Source organism: Sutcliffiella halmapala, from assembly GCF_002019665.1.
GTDB classification, from domain to species: Bacteria; Bacillota; Bacilli; order Bacillales; family Bacillaceae_I; genus Sutcliffiella_A; species Sutcliffiella_A halmapala.
Genome location: NZ_KV917375.1, coordinates 3,065,610 through 3,086,688 on the forward strand (window position 1 = coordinate 3,065,610; position 21,079 = coordinate 3,086,688).

Here is a 21,079-nt window from a genome sequence, read left to right on the forward strand (position 1 = left end):
ATTTTCCTAAATACACCGGAACCCTAGATACCCTCCTGATAAGGGAAATGTAATTTCATTTATCAATGTTTGTTTGGGTTGTTGTTATTTTAATACCGTCTATACTGGTCGTCAACACCTAAATTCAGATAATTCTAATTATACCGACAATAATAAAACGCTTACAATTTTGTCCTATCAACAAAGAAAACGCTTACAATAACCTTGTAAAAAAAATTTACATACCCCCCTTTTCTTCTCGAAAAACAAGAAAAAGAACGAGGTTTCTCGTCCTTTTTCCTAAAAAACAATATTCGCATTAAATTAATAAATTAAATAGCTGCTTATCTTTATTGATTTCTAAATAGGTGAATCCCTTCTTTTTCATTCGATCAATGAGTGAAAAATAATCATCAGGCTGACGTAGTTCTATTCCAACAAGCACCGGCCCTTTATCCCGATTGTTCTTTTTTGTATATTCAAAACGAGTGATATCATCCGTCTCACCGAGTACATCCTCCATAAATTCCCTTAGTGCTCCTGCACGTTGTGGAAAATTGACAATAAAATAATGCTTTAATCCTTCGTAAATAAGAGACCGCTCCTTCATTTCTTGCATTCTATCTAAATCATTGTTACCACCACTTACTATACAGACAACCGTTTTCCCTTTAATTTCCTCTTTGTAGAAATCTAAAGCTGCAATGGACAAAGCTCCAGCTGGCTCCGCAATGATGGCATTTTCATTGTAAAGGTTGAGAATCGTCGTACAAACCTTACCTTCTGGAACAAGCACGATGTCATCAGCTAAATCTTTTGTTAATTCAAACGAAAGCTGACCAACCTGTTTCACTGCTGCTCCATCTACAAAACTATCAATTTCCTCCAAAGTTACGACTTCATTTTGGGCTAGTGACTGTTTCATACCAGGTGCACCGAACGGTTCTACCCCTATGATTTTCGTTTGCGGACTAACATTTTTCAAATAGGAACCAACACCAGAGATTAATCCACCTCCGCCAATCCCCATAAATACATAGGCACATTCTTCTTCCAATTGCTCCATTATTTCTAATCCAACTGTTGCCTGACCGGTAATAGTGAGAAAATCGTCAAATGGATGAACAAATTTCATTTTTTGCTCTTCACAGACTTTTATTGCCTTTTGATAGGAATCGTCATACGTGTCTCCCGTCAAAATAACCTCTGTAAATTCTCCGCCAAAAAATTCAACTCTTGAAACTTTTTGGCGTGGCGTAGTGGTTGGCATGAAAATTTTACCTTTAATTCCAAGCCGTTTACAAGCATAAGCAACTCCTTGTGCATGATTCCCTGCACTTGCACAAACCACCCCTTTTGCTCTTTGTTCCTCTGATAAACTCTGTACTAAATAATAGGCACCGCGGATTTTAAAGGAACGCACCACCTGTTGGTCCTCTCGTTTTAAATAGACCTTGCACTCATACCGCTCTGATAAAATCGGATCTAACTGCAGGGACGTTTTCACTACTACCTCTTTTAATACGTTATACGCTTTTTTAATTTCTTCAATCGATATCCTACTATGTACTACTCTCATGTATTCTGCCCCCTTACATCGTGTAATGTTTATATTTAAATGAATATTGTGAATCATTGTACAACAGGAAGGAGACACCTGTCACTACCCTAGATTTTTTTGTTAAAAAAACTCTAGCTTGTCTTACACACCTCGAAATATGTCGAAAAAACATTTGTTGTACCTCTTCATACTCCAATGTAATAAGCCCTATTTCTTTAATAAATAGAAATAGGGCTTTAAGTTATTTAGTAGCTATTACTCTTTGAAAAATACTACTACGCTCTTCTTTTTTCATTCGTGGGCAAGTGAAGCAACAATGTCCAGCTTCCGTTTGGTAGGCTAAACAACAGGAGGGTTTTATTGGCATAGGATCATTCAAGTCCCATGGATTTTCGACAAAAATGAACTTTTTTCGATAAGGATGTAGGGTTAGGCCAAATAGATTAGGAGAAGTTTTTTCAATAAAGATTTGTAACTCTCTCTCATACCTTTCTACTATTTCCCGAGAAAGAATCGAGTGGTTAATTCTGTGCTTCATCCAGTAAAAACTATGAGTAGCTTGATACCACATATGTAGTAAATTATTTTTGGTTAACCTGGAAAATGCCTGATAAATCGGGGTGATCTGTAACTGATAAAAAGCCTGAATCCAATCATTTTTTCGATCAATTATGTCTTCAACCTTGATATAAAAAGAAATTGCCAAATGATTATTTGCCTTTTTATATACTTGTACAGTTATATTTTCTGCTTCCACTTGCTTTCCTACGTTTGAAAAAAAATGCATAGCTCCGCATAAATATCCTAACCAGCCTGCGAGATACATAGCAGTTGCTTCCTTATTTTCAGCTTGAATTCCTTTTCCATAGATAAAAAGAAGCTCATGTAAAGCAATTTCCGACAATAACTCTTTCAAACTGCATTGAAAAACGACATTCTCTTTTTCATTATTCGATAAATAAAAAAAGTGCTCCAGTTGTTCCCAAGTCCAGTCTGTGTTTTTTTTTAGCAACTTAATCCCTCCTTTTATAAAAAATGGAAGGTTGACTCTACAAAGTCAACCTTCCATTTTTACCTTATTCCATATGCTTAACGATGTCTTCTAAAAGAAGATTCGCTGCTTTAATACCACCTGAAAGATTCCAGATGATTTCATCTACTTTGAAGGCTTTTTCAGTTTGTGCAACATTTAGTTTTTCATATAAAGGGTGCTTCATCCATTCTTCTTGCATTTTCGTTCCGCCTTTATCCTCATCATAATCGGCGTTGAAGTAGAACATAACATCTCCGTCCATACTTTCCATTTGTTCTTCAGTAATAACTTCCATGAAGTTATCTACATCTTGGGATGCTGGTCTAGCCATACCAAGATCTGATAAAATTGTTCCAGCAAACGTATCCTTTTGGTAGATACGTACTGTTGTTGGAAGGAAGCGAACAACAGAGATTTCCATTTCTAATTTATCCGAAAGTGTTGCTTGTACTTCCTTAACATGTTCATCATACTTTGCCATTGCTGCTTTTCCTTCTTCTTCTTTGTTTAACGCTTTTGCGTATAACTCAAAGTTTTCTTTCCAAAGTCCAGCTAGATCTTCAGAGAAAACTGTAGGTGCAATTGCCGATAATTGTGAATAAATTTCTTCGTGTCTAATTTTATTCCCAATAATTAAATCTGGCTCAAGACTTGCGATTGTTTCTAAGTTTGGTGCTGACTCTTCACCAAGCTCCGTTACACCTTCCATCTCTTCTTTAATATGAGAATACCATTCTGTTCCCACTCCAGGACCAACCGCTCCAACCGGAATGACTCCTAGCTCTAACACAGCTTCTGTTCCTTCATTAGTTAATACAACGACTTTTTTCGGAGTTTCTTTGATTTCTGTTTCTCCCATTGCATGTTGAACAGTATATGCTGTAGATTCCTCAACTTGCTTCTCATCTTCCTTCTTTGGCGTTTCATTACCGTTACTACCTGTGTTATTTGCTCCGCATCCTGCCAATAAAAGTGCTATTAAACTGAAAACTAGCACATATTGTATAAATCCCTTTTTTTCTTTCATTCTATTTCTCCCTTTCTTTAGCTGATAGCAGCTTATGTAATTGATAATGATTTTCATTGTTATTATAGAGCCTATTTTCCTATTCTGCTATGCACTTTTTTTACAATCTGCATGGACTTTTCACTCACTTCTTCATCATGTAAGCAACCTTTCTGACAAAGTTGTTTACGTTTTGATACAATATTTCTTATTGTACGAAAGGAGGACGCTATATGATTAATAGCGGTCTTGTATTAGAAGGTGGCGGTTTGCGAGGTGTGTACACCGCTGGGGTTCTGGAATATTTCATGGAAAAAGAGCTGTACTTTCCATATGTCATTGGTGTTTCTGCTGGTGCTTGTATGGCTGCCTCTTATTTATCGAGACAAAAAGGCAGAAATAAAAAGGTCAATATCGATTTCGTCACAGATTCACGTTATCTCTCCTACCGAAATTATTTCAAAACACGACAGCTTTTTGGAATGGACTTTATTTTCGATGAAATTCCTAATAAACTCGTACCTTATGACTATGAAACTTTTTCAAACAGCATGGAACAGTTTGTCGTCGTAACAACGGACTGTCTATCTGGTGAACCTGTTTACTACCATATGGATGAGCACCGTGAAAATATGTTGCAATTAATTCGTGCATCTAGCTCCCTTCCTTTTGTTGCTCCAAGTATTCCTTATGAGGGACGTGTGTTATTAGATGGGGGTATCATCGATCCGATTCCAATAAAAAAAGCACAATTGGACGGGTTCAAGAAAAACGTGGTTATTTTAACAAAACCTGCTGGATATAAAAAGAAAGCAAGTCGTTTCTCCTCTCTAATTAGATATAAAGAATATCCTAAAATTTCGGAGCGAATACAAACAAGATATCAAATTTATAATGATACACTTGCTTATTTGGAAGCCGAAAAAGAAAAGGAATCCGTTTTTATATTCCAACCAAGTAAGCCGTTAGCTGCAAGTCGGATTGAGCGCAACAAACAGCGGCTAACCAACTTGTATGAACTTGGCTGGAATGATGCGAAGGAGAATTATGAGGCACTACAACGATTTTTAGAACAGTAAAACTCTTGAACTTCCAAGAAGTCGTACCATTTTATTGTTGCCACTTCTATGAAACCTGAGTAAAATAAACATACATCGAAAACTACAATAAATGGAAGAAGGAATGACATGCAAAAAACTCCTTACTTAATTGAGTTTAATGAAAAAACAAAAGAGAAGATTGCCAATTATCATGATTATGGATATGTAGTTCATCTTATCAAGACTTTGCTTCATGATAAATATGGCTTCCCTTTTCATATGTACGCCGATGATGAGACTTCTAATGAGATATGGGAGGTTTTAGAGGAAGATCTAGAGTTATATCCAGAATCGGTAGAGGTAGTTTCTCATCTTTTTGATGGACTAGAAACGAGAACAATCTCCTCTAATCACACAGTTAAACAATTAGATTTCATTATTAAGCCTAGAATAGCTAATACGCTTTATTATTATCCAGGCTTTCAAGTAGCTCTCGCAAGATCTCCAATTTTCCTGTCACATAGTGAAACACAACATGATTTTATTCTAGCCAAGAATAATGAATGTTTAGTAGCTTTCTTGAATTATATTTTGAAAAGAAAAAGGGAATACACGAAGAACTATGTAACAGTTTTTACGGATACCGAAAATGGAATTGATAGTTCAAAGGAAAAAATCACTACCTTTGTGACTAGAGAGGATGTTTTTTTAGAAGAATCTCTGAAAAAAGAAATCTATCGTTCTATCGATGAATTCTTTACAGATAGTGGTTCCTTCTTCCAAACATATAATATTCCGTATAAACGTGGAATTTTACTATATGGAAAACCAGGTAACGGAAAAACAACTTTGGTTAAGTCTATTGCAAATAGCATCACGGCTCCTGTGGCCTATTGGCAAATCACGGAGCATACTTCGAGCTACTCAGTTCATGAAGTATTTTCTACAGTTAATCGGATGACGCCGATGGTGCTGGTCATAGAAGATATTGATTCAATGCCGTTGGATGTTCGTTCCGTCTTTTTAAACACGCTTGATGGTGCAACTTCAAAGGATGGCATTTTCTTAATTGGGACAACGAACTACCCAGAGAAAATAGACCCTGCTTTAATTAACCGCTCAGGTCGATTTGACCGAGCCTACGAAATTAAATTACCTACAAATGAGCTTCGGTTGGCATATTTAAAAAAGAAAAAAATGAGCCAATTTATTTCAAGTGAAGAACTAGAACGCATCGTAGAATTAACGGATGCCTTCTCCTACGCTCAGCTCAATGAACTTTACACCTCCGTTGCACTGCAATGGCACTACGAAAAAGAAGTACAAATCGACCAAATATGTGCCGAGCTGCAAGCAGACAACAAGAAAAAGAAAAAACAAACCTGGGACTCAGAAACAGACACACACCCAGTTGGATTTGTAAGATATTGAGAAATGGTGCCAGGCCCCTAAAGTAAGGTCCTGGCACAACTTTTTTTACAATACACTTATTTTTTGTCACTCTTCATATTCCCATATCTGCGACTACAAGAATTCGTATTCGTCTAAGCAAGATTTATCCCCTACACTTTTAACTCATTATCAAACTTCTTTTGTGCTACTGCTGTTCTTTTTGCATATGGCACTGCTTCTAGTCTCTCATATGGAATATTATCACCAGTATCAATACATACGCCAAAAGATCCGTTTTCAATGCGTTTTAGCGCCTCTTCAATTTCACTTAGAATTTTTTCATCAATAAGTTCAAAGGTTTGTTCTTGTTCCCTTTCAACTCGTTCGGCGTTACCTTCAGCAAGGTGATTTCCGATTCCAATTGATATTTCCCTTGTCGACTCTTCCATCGCTTCATGGGAAAACTCTTTCCCCTGCTTTTCTTCTATGCTTTTTTTCATAGCTACCAGTTTATTCTTTAAAATGTTTACTCGATCTTTTGTTAATTTCATTTAGATCTACTCCCTTCTATCTATAGGAGATATTCCCTTTCATGTTGAAAATAAAACGGAATAATATATTTTACATTACGTATATTGCTGAAACATTTCATCAAGATAACCTGCTAGCTTTTGATAAGTTGAATCACCTTTTTTATAGAATAATACAAATGAAAAAAATTATCTCCACACTTTTATCGTTCATTGTTTTTGTAGTAAATCAAAAAATCAGTCCACTTTTCATTTTCTAAGGAAAACTCTTTACGTATGCATTCGAATTCAAATCCAGCCTTTTCTGCTAATCGTTTAGATGGAATATTATCCAAATTTATGTGAAGCTCAATACGATGGAAATTCAACTCATGAAAAAAGACTTCTCTTGCTGCGACAACGCTCTCTAAACCATATCCCCTCCTCCAATACTGATTGTGAATAGAATAACCCATCATTGCCCACTGATAATCCATTCTTAGTATTGGTATGAGCTCTACCTTCCCGACATTTGCTCCATCCTCTTGTCTAAACACTCCTAAATTGTACATTTCATCCTTCCTTGCTTTCTCTTCAAACAAATGAACCCAACGACCAAACCACTCCTCCGTAAAGGAAGACATGTCGGAATAGCCCTCGTCATACTTAGATTGGGAAGGTGACCTGTTATGAAACCCGTTATAGGTATTGGTATAGTCCTCTTTCACAAAAGGACGCATGATTAAACGATCTGTTTCAATATATAGATTAGGATTGTTCATACAAAATTGTCTCTCCTCTTAATACTAACTCTTCATAATTTCTGCTAGTGCCGAATCAATACGTGCATATTTGAATGTATAACCCTCCTGCTCCAGCCTCTCGGGTATGACCCAACGACTTTTTAAGATCAATTCCGTTTCTGTTCGGATGAAAATTGCACCAAGCTCTAACATCCACTTTGGTGAAGGTAATCCTATTTTCCTATTCATTGCCTCCCGTAGCTGAGTCATAAATTCTCGGTTCGTGATTGGGTTAGGAGCTGCGCAGTTAAAAACCCCGTCTAAGTCTTTTCGTTCTTTCAAAAATTGAATGATTTGATAAACATCCTCTATATGTACCCAGCTGAACATTTGATTACCCGATCCTTGAACACCACCGAGCCCGAAAGTTACGAGGTTTTTAAATGGTGTCATGACTCCTCCATCCTTCCCTAATACTATCGCTATTCTTAGAGCAGCCTGTCTCGTTTTTGGTAATGTGAATTGAAAAAATGACTTTTCCCACTCCTTTGCCACCTCCACGGAAAAGCCAGTCCCTATTTCGCCTTTCTCTTCCGTCATCGGTCGATCTTCTGCATTCCTATAGATAGTTGCCGTGCTTGAGTTTATCCATAATTCAGGTGGGTTATTTGCTTCTAGAATAGCTCCACCTAAAATTTCGGTAGTTTCCGTTCTCGAATCAAAAATCATTTTTTTGTTTTTTTCATTATAACGACAGTCGACCGATTTTCCCGCCAGGTTAATCAACAACTCCGCATTCTCCAGTGCTTCTACTATTTTTGTTCGATCCCCCCAAGAAATATGTTGTGGTTGTCTGGAAATAATCTTCACTTCATAGCCTAGATTTCTATATTTATCTTCCAAATATGTGCCAATAAACCCAGTTCCACCAGCTAAAACTACTTTTTTCATCATCTAAAATCACTCGTTTCTTTTTAAATTAAAACCAGTTCCGACCTATACAATTAAATCAATTTGCAGATAATATAAAGAGTGAAAAAATATGTAAGTTCTTTTATCTTATATGAATACAAACTTGTGGTGGCATTGAAACGGATTTCCAGTAATATCCTTCCATTTAATTATACAACAAATGAGCGATTAGATATCATTTTGTTTCTTTAGGCGATGTATCGGTATCTTTTTAGCGATTTATACGTTAACTTTAGGTAGCATTTTAAGCAAAATAGTAAAATCACCTGCATTTATCTATGAAATGGGGATTGAAAGGAGGGTTTTCGGTTGATTCTGAGATTTCTCAGGTTCTATCTAACATTCCCTGTGATTCACCTGACATTTCCTGATATAACATAATTTTCCTACACAAATCTAGTCCTTACAATCAAGGAAGCCTGTTACTTTATGATCAGCTAACTTTTCAGGAAAATTAAAACAGGCCAATCCTCATTGAGAAAGGCCTGCTCAACACTTATTCCACTACTCCACTTAATTCCTGCTCCACTTTATCCCGTAACGCTCGCTTCAAAAACTTCCCAACCGATGTTTTCGGGATTTCTTCCATAAATATCACTTCATCTGGAAGCCACCATTTTGCAAACTGCGGAGCGATAAAGTCAATTACTTCTTGTTTTTCGACTTTACCTTTATACGCTTCTTTTAATACGACACAAGCAACTGGTCTCTCCTGCCATTCATCATGTGGAACAGCTACGACGCTAGCTTCAAAAACTGCTTCATGTGCCATGATGGCGTTTTCTAGATCCACAGAAGATATCCATTCTCCACCACTCTTTATGAGATCCTTTGTGCGATCAACGATTTTCACTACTCCCTCTTCATCGACTGTTACAACATCGCCCGTATAGAGCCAGCCATCTTTAAAGGCATCATTGGATCGTTCGTCCTTATAGTATTCGTCCGCGATCCATGGTCCTCGCAGACAAAGCTCACCCATTTCTTTTCCATCCCATTTCACATCACCTTCAGGACCAATGACCTTCATTTCAAGTCCCGGAACAAGGAGGCCTTGCATCGAACGTTTATCTAGCATGTCTTCCTCATCTAGATTTAGTTGGTGACTCTTTAATCGAGAAACAGTGGCAAGTGGTGTCGTTTCTGTCATTCCATATGCGTGCAAAAATGGGATACCATATTTTGTTTCAAACGTTTTGATCATCCCTCGTGGTGCTGCTGAACCTCCACAAAGAATGGCCCGTAAACTAGAGGTATCATACTCCCCTTTTTCCAGTTCATTTAATAGCGCTAGCCAAATAGTCGGCACACCTGCTGTAACCGTAATATTCTCACTTTCAATTAGTTCTGCCAAAAGCTGTGGCGTAAACTGCGGCCCAGGTAGAACTTGCGTTGTCCCAAACCAAGTTGCGGCAAAAGGTAAGCCCCAAGCGTTCGCATGGAACATCGGTACTACTGGCATGCATGTATCATATTCTGATAACCCTGCTGTGTCAGCTAACCCTAAGGCAAAGCTATGGAGCACTAAGGATCGATGAGAATAAACGACCCCTTTTGGATTTCCAGTTGTTGCTGAGGTGTAACACATCCCTGCTGCATCGTTTTCGTCAATATCCTTCACAAAGGAATAGTTAGGGTCACCATCTTCTATTAAATCTTCATAGGAGAATACTGGGTGCAGGCTTGTTGCAGGAATCTCTTCTTTATCGGTCATGATGATGAATGCCTTGACGGTTTCTAATTGATCTTGAACACGCTCGACAAGTGGTAAGAGGTCTTCATCCACAAACAGTACGACATCTTCAGCATGATTGACGATATAGGTGATGTGCTCTGTCGCTAAACGAATATTGATCGTGTGGAGTACTGCCCCCATTCCTGGTATGGCAAAGTATGTTTCTAAGTGTCGGTGATGATTCCATGCAAGCGTTCCGACTCTATCTCCTTTTTGTACGCCGATTTTTTCCAACGCACTAGAAAGTCTTCTTGTTCGCTCCCCTATCTTTTTATAGGAAAAGCGCTGCACACCTGATAATGTTCTCGACACAACCTCTTTATTAGGGAAAAACATTTCTGCCCTTTCTAAAAGCGAACTAACGGTCATTGGTACATTCATCATCTTGCATTACCCCTTTCTTATCCACCATTTATTAGATTAATTCGTTCTGGAATACTCCTAAAATCACTCAAACTATTCTTCTATTAGACCTAAAAACTCTCGTAAAACCGCTTTATTATGCTCACCCTTTTCGGGAGATTGAGCATCCCTTTTTTCTGACTCAACATGCATTTTCACTACTAACTGAACCGCTTCATTTCGATAAACGGTTTCTTTTTCTTGAAAATAAGGATAGGTAGCTAGTTCCCCCACCTCTAAAACAGGGGCAAGGCAGCAATCAACCTCTTGACTAACACGTATCCATTCTTGAAAAGTCCTACTTCTAAACAACTTTTTTACCTCTTGATATACGAGATTACTTTCCTCTTTAGGAGAAACGTGAGCAGCTAGCCATTCAGGTCGATTCATCGCATGACAAAATTCCTGCCAAAACTTTGGCTCTAATGCGCCTAACGACATAAAACGTCCATCCTTTGTTTCATAAATCGCATAAGAGATGATTTCTCCATTTAATTCCGTTATTCCATTCTCTCGTCCTGTTTCTTCCTGGATCATCAAATGATTCCCCATCATCGAAGTCATTACATCCGTAATAGAGATACAATGATACCCTCCAATACCTGTTCGTTCCTTCTTTATAAGAGCAGCTAGAATCCGCTCGCATGTCGCAAAACTACCAAAATAGTCAGCAATTGTAATGGAGGGATGAATCGGTTTGCCAGAATCATCTTTTAACTGTGCCAAAACCCCACTTAATGCCATGTAATTTAAATCATGACTACCAAACCTACTTAATCCGCCACTTGACCCATAACCAGTAATCGAACCATAGACAATTTGTGGATTGCGTTTTTGGACCGCTTCATAATCTAAGCCTAGCTTCCTCATGACTCCAGGTCGGAAGCTCTCTAGCACGACAGCTGATTGCTCGATAATGCCCATTATGATTTCATGAGAACCGTCCGTTTTCAAATCAATCGAAAAGCTTTTTTTCTCACGATTATTAGCTAAATAAACAACGCCAGTTCCATTCCGCTTTAACCCTGTATTGCGTGCTGGATCCCCAGCTACTGACTCAATTTTGATGACCTCTGCTCCAAGCGCTGCCAAACGTTGGGTAGCAAATGGGCCTGGTAAGTAGTTAGTGAAATCTACAATTCTAATACCTTCTAACATATTGTCTAGCATCGCTATGCCTGTTCCCCTGTAAATAGTGCTTCCATTTGCTTTCTGAGCACAAATTTTTGAATTTTCCCGCTGGCATTACGAGGTAGTGCATCGACAAAAAGATATTTTCTTGGGCGTTTATAACGCGCCAACTTGGAACTGTTTTGGCACCATTCATCCAGCTCATTTTCTGTTAAAGCTGCCTCCTTTTTTACAATAAAGGCAGTAACTGTTTCACCCCAGCGATCATCCGGTAACCCTACTACCGCGATGTCTAGAATGCCTTTGTGCTCATATAAAACATCCTCTACTTCCCTTGGATATATATTTTCACCGCCACTAATAATCATGTCATCCACACGGTCCTTTACCCATAAAAAACCTTCTTCATCTAGATAGCCAATGTCACCAGAATGATACCAACCCTTATACAATGCTTGCTCTGTTGCTTCATCTCTTTTAAAATATCCACTCATCATACAAGGTCCTTTTACGATAATTTCGCCTGCTTCACCTGCTAACAGTGTATCGTCTGGATCTGCTGGTCCTTCTTCATTCGGTCGGACTATTCTTATCTCATGGTTTAGACAAGCTTGTCCCGCAGACCCTGCTTTTGTGAGCTGATCTTTTTCAGTAAGGAAAGTAATCGCTGGACCCATTTCTGTCATGCCATACGCCTGTACAAGAGCGATTCCTAGTTGGTCATGACATGAACGAACTAAGGCTGGTGCCATTGGTGCTGCTCCATACAAACCTAGAGACAAGCTACTCAAATCGTATTCTTTTATATCTTCTTGCAATAGCATATTCCACATCGTCGGAGCCGCAAAGAACTTGGTGATTTTCTCATTTTGGATGAGCTGCAAGACCTTTTTCGGTTCAAACTGATGCAGAATGACATTGGTTGCTCCCACATGTATTCTCGGGATTACCGCACAATGAAGCTCTGCACAATGAAACATTGGAGCTGTCACAAGTCCTACATCTCCTGATTCAAGCTTCGTAGCAGGAATTACTATTAAACTTTGCTCGGCTATTTCTCGGTGGCGATGAATGACTCCTTTAGGTCTTCCTGTAGTACCACTTGTGTACATAATGGCATATACATCATTCTCGTCCACCGAAGCTGTCACCTCTTCTTCTGTAACAGCATTAATTTTATCTTGAAGTTTACCTGCATAAGCAGGAGCCTCACCATCAATCAGCCAAAAGCTAGTTTTCTTAAACCGATCGGCAATTGAAGTGACAACTGGCTCAAGTGCTTGCTCATACAAAATAACCTTAGGTTCTGCGTCCTGTATGATATAGGCAACCTCTTCTGCTTGGAGACGAAAATTAATCGGATTAAAAACTGCACCAATTTTGGCACAAGCTAGCATAGTGCTCACAAGCTCTTCTGTATTAAAAAGGAAGGTTGATACTCGATCTCCCTCTTTTATTCCTTCTTGGAGTAGAGCATTTGCTAGTCGATTCACTCGGTTATTCCACTCTTTATAGGTATAACGTAAATTCTTCTTTACATCATAAAGCGCCTCTTTATTTGGAAACTTTTTCACCGTAAGCTCAAAGATTTTCCCAATAGTTGTCGACATCTTTTCCCTCCTATAACCTGTGAATTAATTGATTCGCTCGATTATCGTTGCATTGGCCATCCCGTGTCCTTCACACATTGTCTGCAAACCGTATTTACCACCTGTTCGTTCTAATTCATGCATCATGCTCACCATGATTCTCGCGCCACTTGCTCCTAACGGATGGCCAAGTGCAATCGCCCCACCATTAGGGTTTAGTTTAGCTGGATCTGCTCCGGTTTCTTTTAGCCAAGCTAATGGGACAGGAGCAAAGGCTTCATTTACCTCGAAAAGATCAATCTCTTCTAATGTGAGTCCTGATTTCTGCAATACTTTTTCTGTTGCAGGAATTGGCCCTGTTAACATTAAGGTTGGATCCGATCCTACCACTACTCTCGTATGGACTTTAAATCGAGGTTTGAGCCCAAGCTCTAAAGCCTTTTCCTTTGTCATTAATAAAAGTGCTGCTGCGCCATCACTGATTTGACTCGCATTCCCTGCATGGATGACGCCATCTTCCTTAAATACTGTTTTTAATCCGCCAAGTGCCTCAACAGATGTTTCCTTTCGAGGACCAGAATCTTCCTTTATCATCGTTCTCGATCCATCTGGCAATGTAACTTTAAGTGGCATGATTTCTTTATCAAAATAACCCTCAACTTGTGCCTTAAGCGCCTTTTGATGACTTTCAAATGAAAATTGATCTAAATCCGCCCGGGTAAAACCATATTTTTCGGCAATTCTTTCCGCGGATAAACCTTGATTAATAATCTCAAAGCGGTCTCTTAGCTTTTCACTTAACGGTGCCTTCTGGTAATTGGAACCCATCGGCACGCGCGACATACTTTCCACTCCACCAGCAATGACGACTTCCATGTCTCCAGCTAAAATTGCTTGTGCCGCAAAATGAACCGCCTGCTGACTTGAGCCACATTGCCTATCAAGCGTCGTACCTGGCACTTCAATTGGAAAGCCTGCTATTAGAGCTGCAACTCTCGCGATATCTCCAGCTTGCTCACCAGATTGAGTGACACAACCAAAAATGACATCTTCTATTAAACTAGCATCTATTCCCGCTCTGCTAACGAGCTCTTTTAATACTTCTCCTGCTAAATCATCTGGCCTCATATCCTTTAATAGCCCGTTTCTTCTTCCTACTGGAGAACGAACTCCTTCGACAATGACGACTTCTCTCATGCTGATCTCCCTTTCAAAAGTGAATTTATTTTATAAGCCTAGATTTTTTGCAATAATCGTTTTCATAATATCGTTTGTCCCGGCATAAATACTCGCGACCGGAATGTCTCTATATCTTCTCGCAATCTTATATTCTTCCATATAGCCATAGCCGCCATGAAGTTGCATGCATTGCGTGGCAATATTTCTCGCAATCTCTGTTAATTTCCACTTTGCCATCGATACTTCTGTGACAACATTAGCTCCTGCTATATGCTTGGCGATTAATTGATCAAGGAACACTCTTCCCATTTCAACATCTGTTGCCATCTCCGCAATTTTGAATTGAGTATTTTGAAATTGACTAACAGGTCTTCCGAATGCCTCTCGACTTTTCACATAGTCAATCGTACTCTTAAGCATGTCTTCGGATGCAATTTGTGCACCAATCGCAACAAGTAGACGTTCCTGCTGCAGTTTATCCATTAAGTAAAGAAAGCCTTTTCCTTCTTCCCCTAAGAGATTTTCTTTTGGAACCTTGCAATCTTCAAAAAATAATTCGGCCGTATCTTGAGAATGAAGTCCCACCTTATCTAGCTTTCTCCCTCGGCTAAACCCTGGATGGCCTCGTTCAATCACTAGCAAGCTTACACCTTTATGTTTAGGCCGAACTTCTGTATCTGTTTTACAAGCAACAATCACTAGGTCGGCATGAATCCCATTTGTAATAAAGGTTTTCGCCCCATTTACAATATAGTAATCTCCTTCTAGCTTGGCTGTTGTTTGGATATTTGCTAAATCGGATCCAGTTCCAGGCTCTGTCATCGCGATTGCTGTAATCGTTTTACCAGTCGTGCACGATGGTAACCAGCGCTGCTTCTGCTCATTCGTTCCAAAAGAAGTAATGTAAGGAACTACAATATCATTGTGTAAGGCAATACCAATTAAACCTGTTCCTACTCTCTCTAATTCTTCATCAATAACAACGGAATACGCCCAATCCGTTTCGCTTCCGCCATACTCTTCGGCAATATCAGGGCAAAGATAGCCCTGTTCCCCCATCTTTATCCAAAAGTCTCTCGGAATGATGCGGTCATTTTCCCATTCTTCATAATTTGGTATGGCTTCTTTTTCTAAAAACTTGCGAAATGATTTTCGAAACTGTTCATGCTCTTCCTGCAAATAAGGGTGTTTCAGCGACTCTTTCTTCGTTGAAAGCGATTTCAATTCTCATCACCTCTAAGCCTTTACTTGGTTTAATTTCTGACGCAATTGATATTTTAGTATTTTTCCAGATGCATTCCGCGGCAAGACTTCTTCTACAAATATTCGCCTTGGTACTTTGTAACCGGCAAGCTTTTGACGACAAAATTGCTTTAATTCCTCTTCATTAACGGTTCCGTCTTTATGTGGAACAACAACAGCACAAACCGCTTCTCCCCACACTTCATCCGGCAAGCCAATAATCGCTGCTTCTAACACCTGCGGATGTTCATACAGTACCTCCTCCACTTCAATCGAGTAAACATTTTCTCCGCCAGATATAATCATGTCTTTCTTGCGATCCACTAAGGTGATATATCCTTCTTCGTCAATGGTCGCTAAATCTCCTGTATATAACCATCCATCTTTTAAGGTTGCTTTTGTTTCTTCTGATTTTTTATAGTATTCCTTCATAATGGATACACCTTGTAGGACAAATTCACCAACGGCACCAGGTGCAACGTCATTACCTGCTTCATTCACCACCCTTGCTTCTGTTAAAAAGGAAGCCTTCCCATTTTTTCCGAGATGATTTTTATGTCCACTTGGATCAAGTAAAATTCCATTTGGTCCTGCTTCTGTTAAACCACAAAGATTGTAAAATTGATCATTTTTGAACAGATTCATACTCTTTTTTACTAGCTCTGGCGCCATCGGAGCAGCTCCATAGCCACAGCGTTTAATCGATGAAAGATCATACTCATTAGCATTTGGTACTTGTAAAAGGAAATTAAACATTTCTGGTACGCCAAAAAAGTGCGTGATCTGATGCTCTTGAATGGCTTGCAGTGTATGGACGGGATGGAAATCACGATGAATAAAATGGGTTGCTCCTAATACGACTCCTGAAACAAGAAACAGGTTTAACTGAGCCGAATGGAAAAGTGGGGCAATATGTAGAAAACGCTCCTGCTGATTAATTCCCATGCTAATCATCATCGATAAGCCAACATTAAAAATTCGACGGTGATCAAATAATGCACCTTTTGGACGCCCCGTTGTTCCAGATGTATAGAGAATTTCTAAATCATCTGTTTCGAGCACTTCTATTTTCGGGTCTTGTTCATTGATAGATAAAACTTCTTTATATGTTCTATTTTCTGCATGCTCCGGACTTCCAAGTACAATTACCTTCTGGACAGCTGCTCCCACTTTTGCCTGCTGAATCGTCTCTTCAAACTCTTCATCACAAATCACTATTTTTGCTTCCGATTGTTCTAAAATATAATGAATCTCTGATGATGTTAATCGAAAATTCATAGGGACAATTACAGCGCCAATCTTTGCTCCGGCAAAGTAAGAGAAAACAAAGTAATCGGAATTCTTCATCATGAAGGCTATCTTGTCGCCCTTTTCCACTCCTACATCTACTAAACCATGGGCTAGCTTATTGACTTCTCGATTAAATTGGTCATAATTGTATGTTCTTCCTTCACAGTTAATGGCGAGCTTTTCGGGAACTTTTCTTGCATTTTGCGAAACATACATACCGATGTTCATTCATTTTCCTCCTTTTAGTAGGTGATATTATTACATATGCAATAACTGTGCCAATAGTAAAGAAGTTATTTGCGTATGTTTTACTCGCTTTGTTGTACTGGTTTTAGACAAAACGAAAAAAAGTGTCCTGGAATTGGACACTTTTCCGTCATAATTAAAAATACTACCCTGAAAATAAGGAGAGTACCTTTCAACTCCCTTTCGATTTCCGCTACTGTCACAAGATTCCCCGGGGAGCTTGTGGAGCCTCCTCCGCTTTGCATGTGGGGTCTCCACAAAACGCTACTTCCCGCAAGAGTCTCACACCTTCCACTTCAATCTACAGGGGGGACGGGGATATTTGACATTCCCCTTTTTCACTATCCTTGGTACAATTCGGGTGAATTTCTTAATACATTGCGATTCTCTTTAACTCAGCTGATATTTTTTTATTTTTTCATATAGTCCTGAACGGCTTATTCCCAGGATGCGTGCTGCTTTTGCTTTATTTCCGTTTGTTTTCCTTAGGACGCTTTCTATCGTGTTTTTCTCGGCATTTTCTACCATCGTGATTTCTTCTTGATCTTCCATTTCCTTTGTAACCACTTTTCCTTTCCACATGTACTCAGGCAAATCTTCCGCTTTTATTTTGCCATGCTCAGCAAAGGTCATCGCACGTTCCATTACATTTCGTAGTTCTCGCACATTTCCTGGCCACCCATAATTCAGTAAAAGCTCTTCGGCATTTGACTCCATACCGACAATACTAGTTCCTAGAATCGTATTTAATTCCGTCATTAATTTTATCGATAATAATTCCACATCTCTTACTCGCTCCCTTAAAGGAGGGATTAAAAAGGAAATGACATTTAAACGATAATATAAATCCTCGCGAAAATTACCTTCCTTCACCATTTCTTCTAGGTTACGATTCGTTGCGGCGATGATGCGAACATCCACTTGGATTCGTTTTGTTCCACCAACTCGATAAAACTCTCTTTCTTGTAGAACACGTAATAGCTTCGCTTGCAAGGTTAATGACATATCTCCAATTTCATCTAGAAAGAGCGTACCGCCATTTGCCAAATCAAATTTACCTATCTTTCCGCGATTTTTCGCCCCAGTAAACGCTCCCTCTTCATAACCAAAAAACTCTGACTCTAGCAAGTCTTCTGGAATAGCTGCGCAATTGACCACAACAAATTTACCTTCTTTTCTTGCGGAGCTATTATGAACGGCATGAGCGAATAATTCTTTCCCTGTTCCACTTTCTCCTCGAATCAGCACCGTAGAGCGTCCTTTCGCCGCTTTTGCCGCACTTCTTTTCAACTTCTCTACATAAGGATCTTCACTTATAATATGATCCCAAGTGAATCGTGCTGATTCTGCTTTTTGAAACTCTGAATGATAGTACTTTGCCTTGTTTTCAGCGGTCTGTAGTTTTTTAAATAGCTCGCTCACTTCATTTAGCTGGCGAAACATCACCTTTCCAATTGCTCCAATGACTTTACCCTCTTGGACAATTGGAATACGATGAAGGATATATTTTATACCAGTAATTTCTTTAAATTCACTAACCTCAGCTGTTTCTGTTTGATAGACGGTTGACAGATGAAACTGCGGAAATACCTTATCTACATGTTTATGTAAAATATCTTCTTGTTCTAATTGAAACAACTCAAGTAAAGAGGGACTTACCATTTGAACTAGCTGGTTTTCGTCCGTCATCATTATGCCATCATACGCATGATTGATGGCTGTTTGGAGTGATTGTTTTAGATTTTTCACTGATTCTAATTCTGAAACAATATCTTCAAGTTCAGAAAGATCTTGAAACAAAATAATATAGCCTGATTGATGACGAACTGTCTGATAAGTTGTCGTCGTAAGCACTGCTTTAATTCTGTCCAATTTAAGAGGTTGATATGAACCCTGTCCATCAAAAACACTGGCTACTTCCGGAAATATTGATAGTAGACTTGCTTGAAGAAGTCTGCTCTCCTTTTTCTCAAGTTTCCTACATAATCGTTCATTTACATAGATGATTTTTTGATGTTCATCGGTCATAAGTACACCTATTGTTGAATTTCTCATAACTGTATCAAGCTGCTCCTTAAGGGTACTAGTCGATCGCAGCAATGACATCACCATGTCTGTTTTCGTAAAAAGACCGATGACTCTTTCACACTCATCCACTACAACACCGGTTCCTACTGGGCTTGTCCGTACCATTTCCTCCACTTGTTCATAAGGAGTGTCCACTGCAAGAGAGGTTACATCCTTTTTCAAATATTCTTTAATAGGAGTACTTAACGGCTTTTGCTCGATAATCATTTTAAATAGGCTTGATCTTGTAAAAACCCCCTGCAGTTTCTTCTCCTCATCCGTTATCGGTAAGAGGTTCCACTTATTCTCATTCATTAGCTTTATTGCCAACTCCAAAGAAGTGTTTTCCGTTATATTTTCGTAGACAGGTGTAATCATTTCTTTTAATGGAAGCATGGCAATTCTCCTTTTAACATAGATATCTTTATTCTACCGGAAAACCGAATTAATTTTTAGAAAATTAAAACAAAAATAAAAAAACAGTGCTCCATTTCGATGATGGGCACTGTTTTGGTCTTTATCTCATTTTATCTCCTACAAATTGTACATCCGTACCAACGATTACTTGCAGATTTGTACTGTTAATTTTTATAACACCTTTCGCTCCATGTTGTTTAAGCGAGGCTTCATTTATTTTTGACATATCCTTTATCGTTAAACGAAGTCTAGTAGTACAATAATCAACTGACGTAATATTTTCTCTTCCACCTAAGTCCTCTACGAAATGTTGGGCCATGATAGAATACTTGTTTTCACCGGAATTACTCTCTTCTACAATTTCATCCTCTTCTTCTCTACCCGGTGTTTTTAAATTGAAGACTCTTATTAAGAAATAGAATACAACGAAATAAACAGCTCCATAAATAATACCGATGATAAGTAGTAAGAATGGTTTCTGTGCAATACCCCAATTTAATAAAAAGTCAATGGCACCTGCCGAGAACCCGAAGCCATGCTTTATATCTAGTAAATAAACGATAACCATCGAACTAGCTGTTAAAAGAGCATGAATGACATATAAAAACGGTGCTAAAAACATAAAAGTAAACTCTAAAGGTTCAGTAATCCCTGTTAAGAAAGACGTAAAGGCTATACCGATAAGCATTCCCGAAACGGCTTTACGGCGATGTTTCTTGGCAGTTGCCACCATCGCGAGTGCTGCAGCTGGTAAACCGAACATCATAATTGGAAAGAACCCCGTCATAAATATGCCAGCTGATGGATCCCCAGCAAAGAAACGTTTTAAATCCCCTGTCGCCCCATCATACTCACCAAATACAAACCAAACTAGACTATTTAAAACATGATGAAGTCCGATTGGGATTAACAAACGATTTAGAAAACCGAAGATTCCTACTCCAACTGCACCTGCTTCAATAATCCACTGCCCAATATTATTGATGAATTCTTGAACAGGAGGCCATACAACGCCAAATACACCCGCTAACAAAACCATTACTGTCGCTGTAATGATCGGAACGAAACGTCTCCCTCCGAAAAACCCAAGCCAGTCGGGCATTTTTATATCATGAAAACGATTATATAGCAGACCTGCGATTACCCCAGAGATTATCCCACCTAATACCGCCATATCGATTTCTTCATTAATTGCTTGCGTGCCATTAACTAATACCAGATAACCAATAGCCCCCGCTAAAGCAGCCGATCCATTATTATCTTTTGCAAATCCTACTGCTATTCCGATAGCAAAAATAAGTGCTAAATTTGCAAAAACCGCATCCCCGGCATTTGCGATAAACTCTATCCCTAGTAAATCCTCTTGGCCAATTCGCAATAAAATAGCTGCAGCTGGTAATACTGCAATTGGTAGCATTAGTGATTTACCTATTTTCTGTAAAAAACCTAACATCTTATTCACAACCCCATTTCATTTGTAAGTGCTTGCATTGCATTTATCCTAGCATACAAAACGAATAGATGTCTATACCAATTTTCTCTAAAA

General features: G+C 38.9%; 16 protein-coding genes. 2 read left to right on the top strand and 14 right to left on the bottom strand.

The genetic code is table 11. From position 1 onward, the window contains the following. Positions 1–298 precede the first annotated feature (298 nt). From ilvA to BK580_RS15195, 3 genes are all read right to left on the bottom strand, one after another. Positions 299–1,558 (bottom strand): threonine ammonia-lyase IlvA, encoded by a 1,260-nt coding sequence (gene ilvA / locus BK580_RS15185; protein ID WP_078381156.1) that lies wholly within the window; start codon positions 1,556–1,558, stop codon positions 299–301. A 223-nt stretch (positions 1,559–1,781) separates the two neighbouring features. Then, positions 1,782–2,552 (bottom strand): hypothetical protein, encoded by a 771-nt coding sequence (locus BK580_RS15190; RefSeq protein WP_078381157.1) that lies wholly within the window; start codon positions 2,550–2,552, stop codon positions 1,782–1,784. Between the two features lie 64 nt (positions 2,553–2,616). Next, complete coding sequence (locus BK580_RS15195; protein ID WP_078381158.1) at positions 2,617–3,600, bottom strand: ABC transporter substrate-binding protein; 984 nt, start codon at positions 3,598–3,600, stop codon at positions 2,617–2,619. A gap of 212 nt (positions 3,601–3,812) precedes the next feature. Between BK580_RS15195 and BK580_RS15200 the strand changes: the two genes are divergently transcribed. Both BK580_RS15200 and BK580_RS15205 read left to right on the top strand, forming a co-directional pair. Next, positions 3,813–4,658, top strand: coding sequence for a patatin-like phospholipase family protein (locus BK580_RS15200; RefSeq protein ID WP_078381159.1), 846 nt, complete (start codon positions 3,813–3,815; stop codon positions 4,656–4,658). 108 nt (positions 4,659–4,766) lie between these two features. Beyond that, a complete protein-coding gene (locus tag BK580_RS15205; RefSeq protein WP_078381160.1) occupies positions 4,767–6,050 on the top strand; it encodes an ATP-binding protein in 1,284 nt (427 codons plus the stop codon). A gap of 131 nt (positions 6,051–6,181) precedes the next feature. Here the strand turns inward: BK580_RS15205 and BK580_RS15210 are convergent, their stop codons facing one another. The 11 genes from BK580_RS15210 to nagE form a co-directional block, all read right to left on the bottom strand. Next, entirely contained in the window at positions 6,182–6,562 is a 381-nt protein-coding gene (locus tag BK580_RS15210; protein ID WP_078381161.1) for a TraR/DksA C4-type zinc finger protein, read from the bottom strand. A 182-nt stretch (positions 6,563–6,744) separates the two neighbouring features. Then, on the bottom strand, positions 6,745–7,302 hold the full coding sequence (locus tag BK580_RS15215; protein ID WP_078381162.1) for a GNAT family N-acetyltransferase: 558 nt from the start codon (positions 7,300–7,302) through the stop codon (positions 6,745–6,747). Positions 7,303–7,326: 24 nt separating this feature from the next. Next, entirely contained in the window at positions 7,327–8,217 is an 891-nt protein-coding gene (locus BK580_RS15220) for a TIGR01777 family oxidoreductase (RefSeq protein WP_078381163.1), read from the bottom strand. Positions 8,218–8,731: 514 nt separating this feature from the next. After that, complete coding sequence (locus BK580_RS15225) at positions 8,732–10,354, bottom strand: long-chain fatty acid--CoA ligase (RefSeq protein ID WP_078381164.1); 1,623 nt, start codon at positions 10,352–10,354, stop codon at positions 8,732–8,734. A gap of 72 nt (positions 10,355–10,426) precedes the next feature. Continuing rightward, positions 10,427–11,542, bottom strand: a complete 1,116-nt coding sequence (locus tag BK580_RS15230) for a CaiB/BaiF CoA transferase family protein (protein WP_139364911.1) — start codon at positions 11,540–11,542, stop codon at positions 10,427–10,429. Between the two features lie 2 nt (positions 11,543–11,544). Continuing rightward, positions 11,545–13,113, bottom strand: a complete 1,569-nt coding sequence (locus BK580_RS15235) for a fatty acid--CoA ligase (protein WP_078381165.1) — start codon at positions 13,111–13,113, stop codon at positions 11,545–11,547. Between the two features lie 24 nt (positions 13,114–13,137). Beyond that, on the bottom strand, positions 13,138–14,289 hold the full coding sequence (locus BK580_RS15240) for a thiolase family protein (protein ID WP_078381166.1): 1,152 nt from the start codon (positions 14,287–14,289) through the stop codon (positions 13,138–13,140). A gap of 30 nt (positions 14,290–14,319) precedes the next feature. Beyond that, positions 14,320–15,465, bottom strand: coding sequence for an acyl-CoA dehydrogenase family protein (locus BK580_RS15245; RefSeq protein ID WP_078382793.1), 1,146 nt, complete (start codon positions 15,463–15,465; stop codon positions 14,320–14,322). Between the two features lie 42 nt (positions 15,466–15,507). Next, positions 15,508–17,031, bottom strand: coding sequence for a class I adenylate-forming enzyme family protein (locus tag BK580_RS15250; protein ID WP_078381167.1), 1,524 nt, complete (start codon positions 17,029–17,031; stop codon positions 15,508–15,510). Between the two features lie 408 nt (positions 17,032–17,439). Further along, entirely contained in the window at positions 17,440–19,512 is a 2,073-nt protein-coding gene (locus BK580_RS15260; RefSeq protein ID WP_078381169.1) for a sigma-54-dependent Fis family transcriptional regulator, read from the bottom strand. 121 nt (positions 19,513–19,633) lie between these two features. Then, the gene (nagE, locus tag BK580_RS15265) at positions 19,634–20,986 is read right to left on the bottom strand and encodes an N-acetylglucosamine-specific PTS transporter subunit IIBC (RefSeq protein WP_078381170.1); all 1,353 of its coding nucleotides are present in this window, start codon (positions 20,984–20,986) and stop codon (positions 19,634–19,636) included. Between the last annotated feature and the right edge of the window lie 93 nt (positions 20,987–21,079).

Excerpts from the sequence above, each read along its gene's own strand:
- nagE (WP_078381170.1), bottom strand. The coding sequence starts at position 20,986 with ATGTTAGGTTTTTTACAGAAAATAGGTAAATCACTAATGCTACCAATT.
- BK580_RS15225 (WP_078381164.1), bottom strand. The coding sequence starts at position 10,354 with ATGATGAATGTACCAATGACCGTTAGTTCGCTTTTAGAAAGGGCAGAA.
- BK580_RS15240 (WP_078381166.1), bottom strand. The coding sequence starts at position 14,289 with ATGAGAGAAGTCGTCATTGTCGAAGGAGTTCGTTCTCCAGTAGGAAGA.
- BK580_RS15215 (WP_078381162.1), bottom strand. The coding sequence starts at position 7,302 with ATGAACAATCCTAATCTATATATTGAAACAGATCGTTTAATCATGCGT.
- BK580_RS15230 (WP_139364911.1), bottom strand. The coding sequence starts at position 11,542 with ATGCTAGACAATATGTTAGAAGGTATTAGAATTGTAGATTTCACTAAC.
- BK580_RS15205 (WP_078381160.1), top strand. The coding sequence starts at position 4,767 with ATGCAAAAAACTCCTTACTTAATTGAGTTTAATGAAAAAACAAAAGAG.
- BK580_RS15260 (WP_078381169.1), bottom strand. The coding sequence starts at position 19,512 with ATGCTTCCATTAAAAGAAATGATTACACCTGTCTACGAAAATATAACG.
- BK580_RS15210 (WP_078381161.1), bottom strand. The coding sequence starts at position 6,562 with ATGAAATTAACAAAAGATCGAGTAAACATTTTAAAGAATAAACTGGTA.
- BK580_RS15220 (WP_078381163.1), bottom strand. The coding sequence starts at position 8,217 with ATGATGAAAAAAGTAGTTTTAGCTGGTGGAACTGGGTTTATTGGCACA.
- BK580_RS15195 (WP_078381158.1), bottom strand. The coding sequence starts at position 3,600 with ATGAAAGAAAAAAAGGGATTTATACAATATGTGCTAGTTTTCAGTTTA.
- BK580_RS15200 (WP_078381159.1), top strand. The coding sequence starts at position 3,813 with ATGATTAATAGCGGTCTTGTATTAGAAGGTGGCGGTTTGCGAGGTGTG.
- BK580_RS15250 (WP_078381167.1), bottom strand. The coding sequence starts at position 17,031 with ATGAACATCGGTATGTATGTTTCGCAAAATGCAAGAAAAGTTCCCGAA.
- BK580_RS15235 (WP_078381165.1), bottom strand. The coding sequence starts at position 13,113 with ATGTCGACAACTATTGGGAAAATCTTTGAGCTTACGGTGAAAAAGTTT.
- ilvA (WP_078381156.1), bottom strand. The coding sequence starts at position 1,558 with ATGAGAGTAGTACATAGTAGGATATCGATTGAAGAAATTAAAAAAGCG.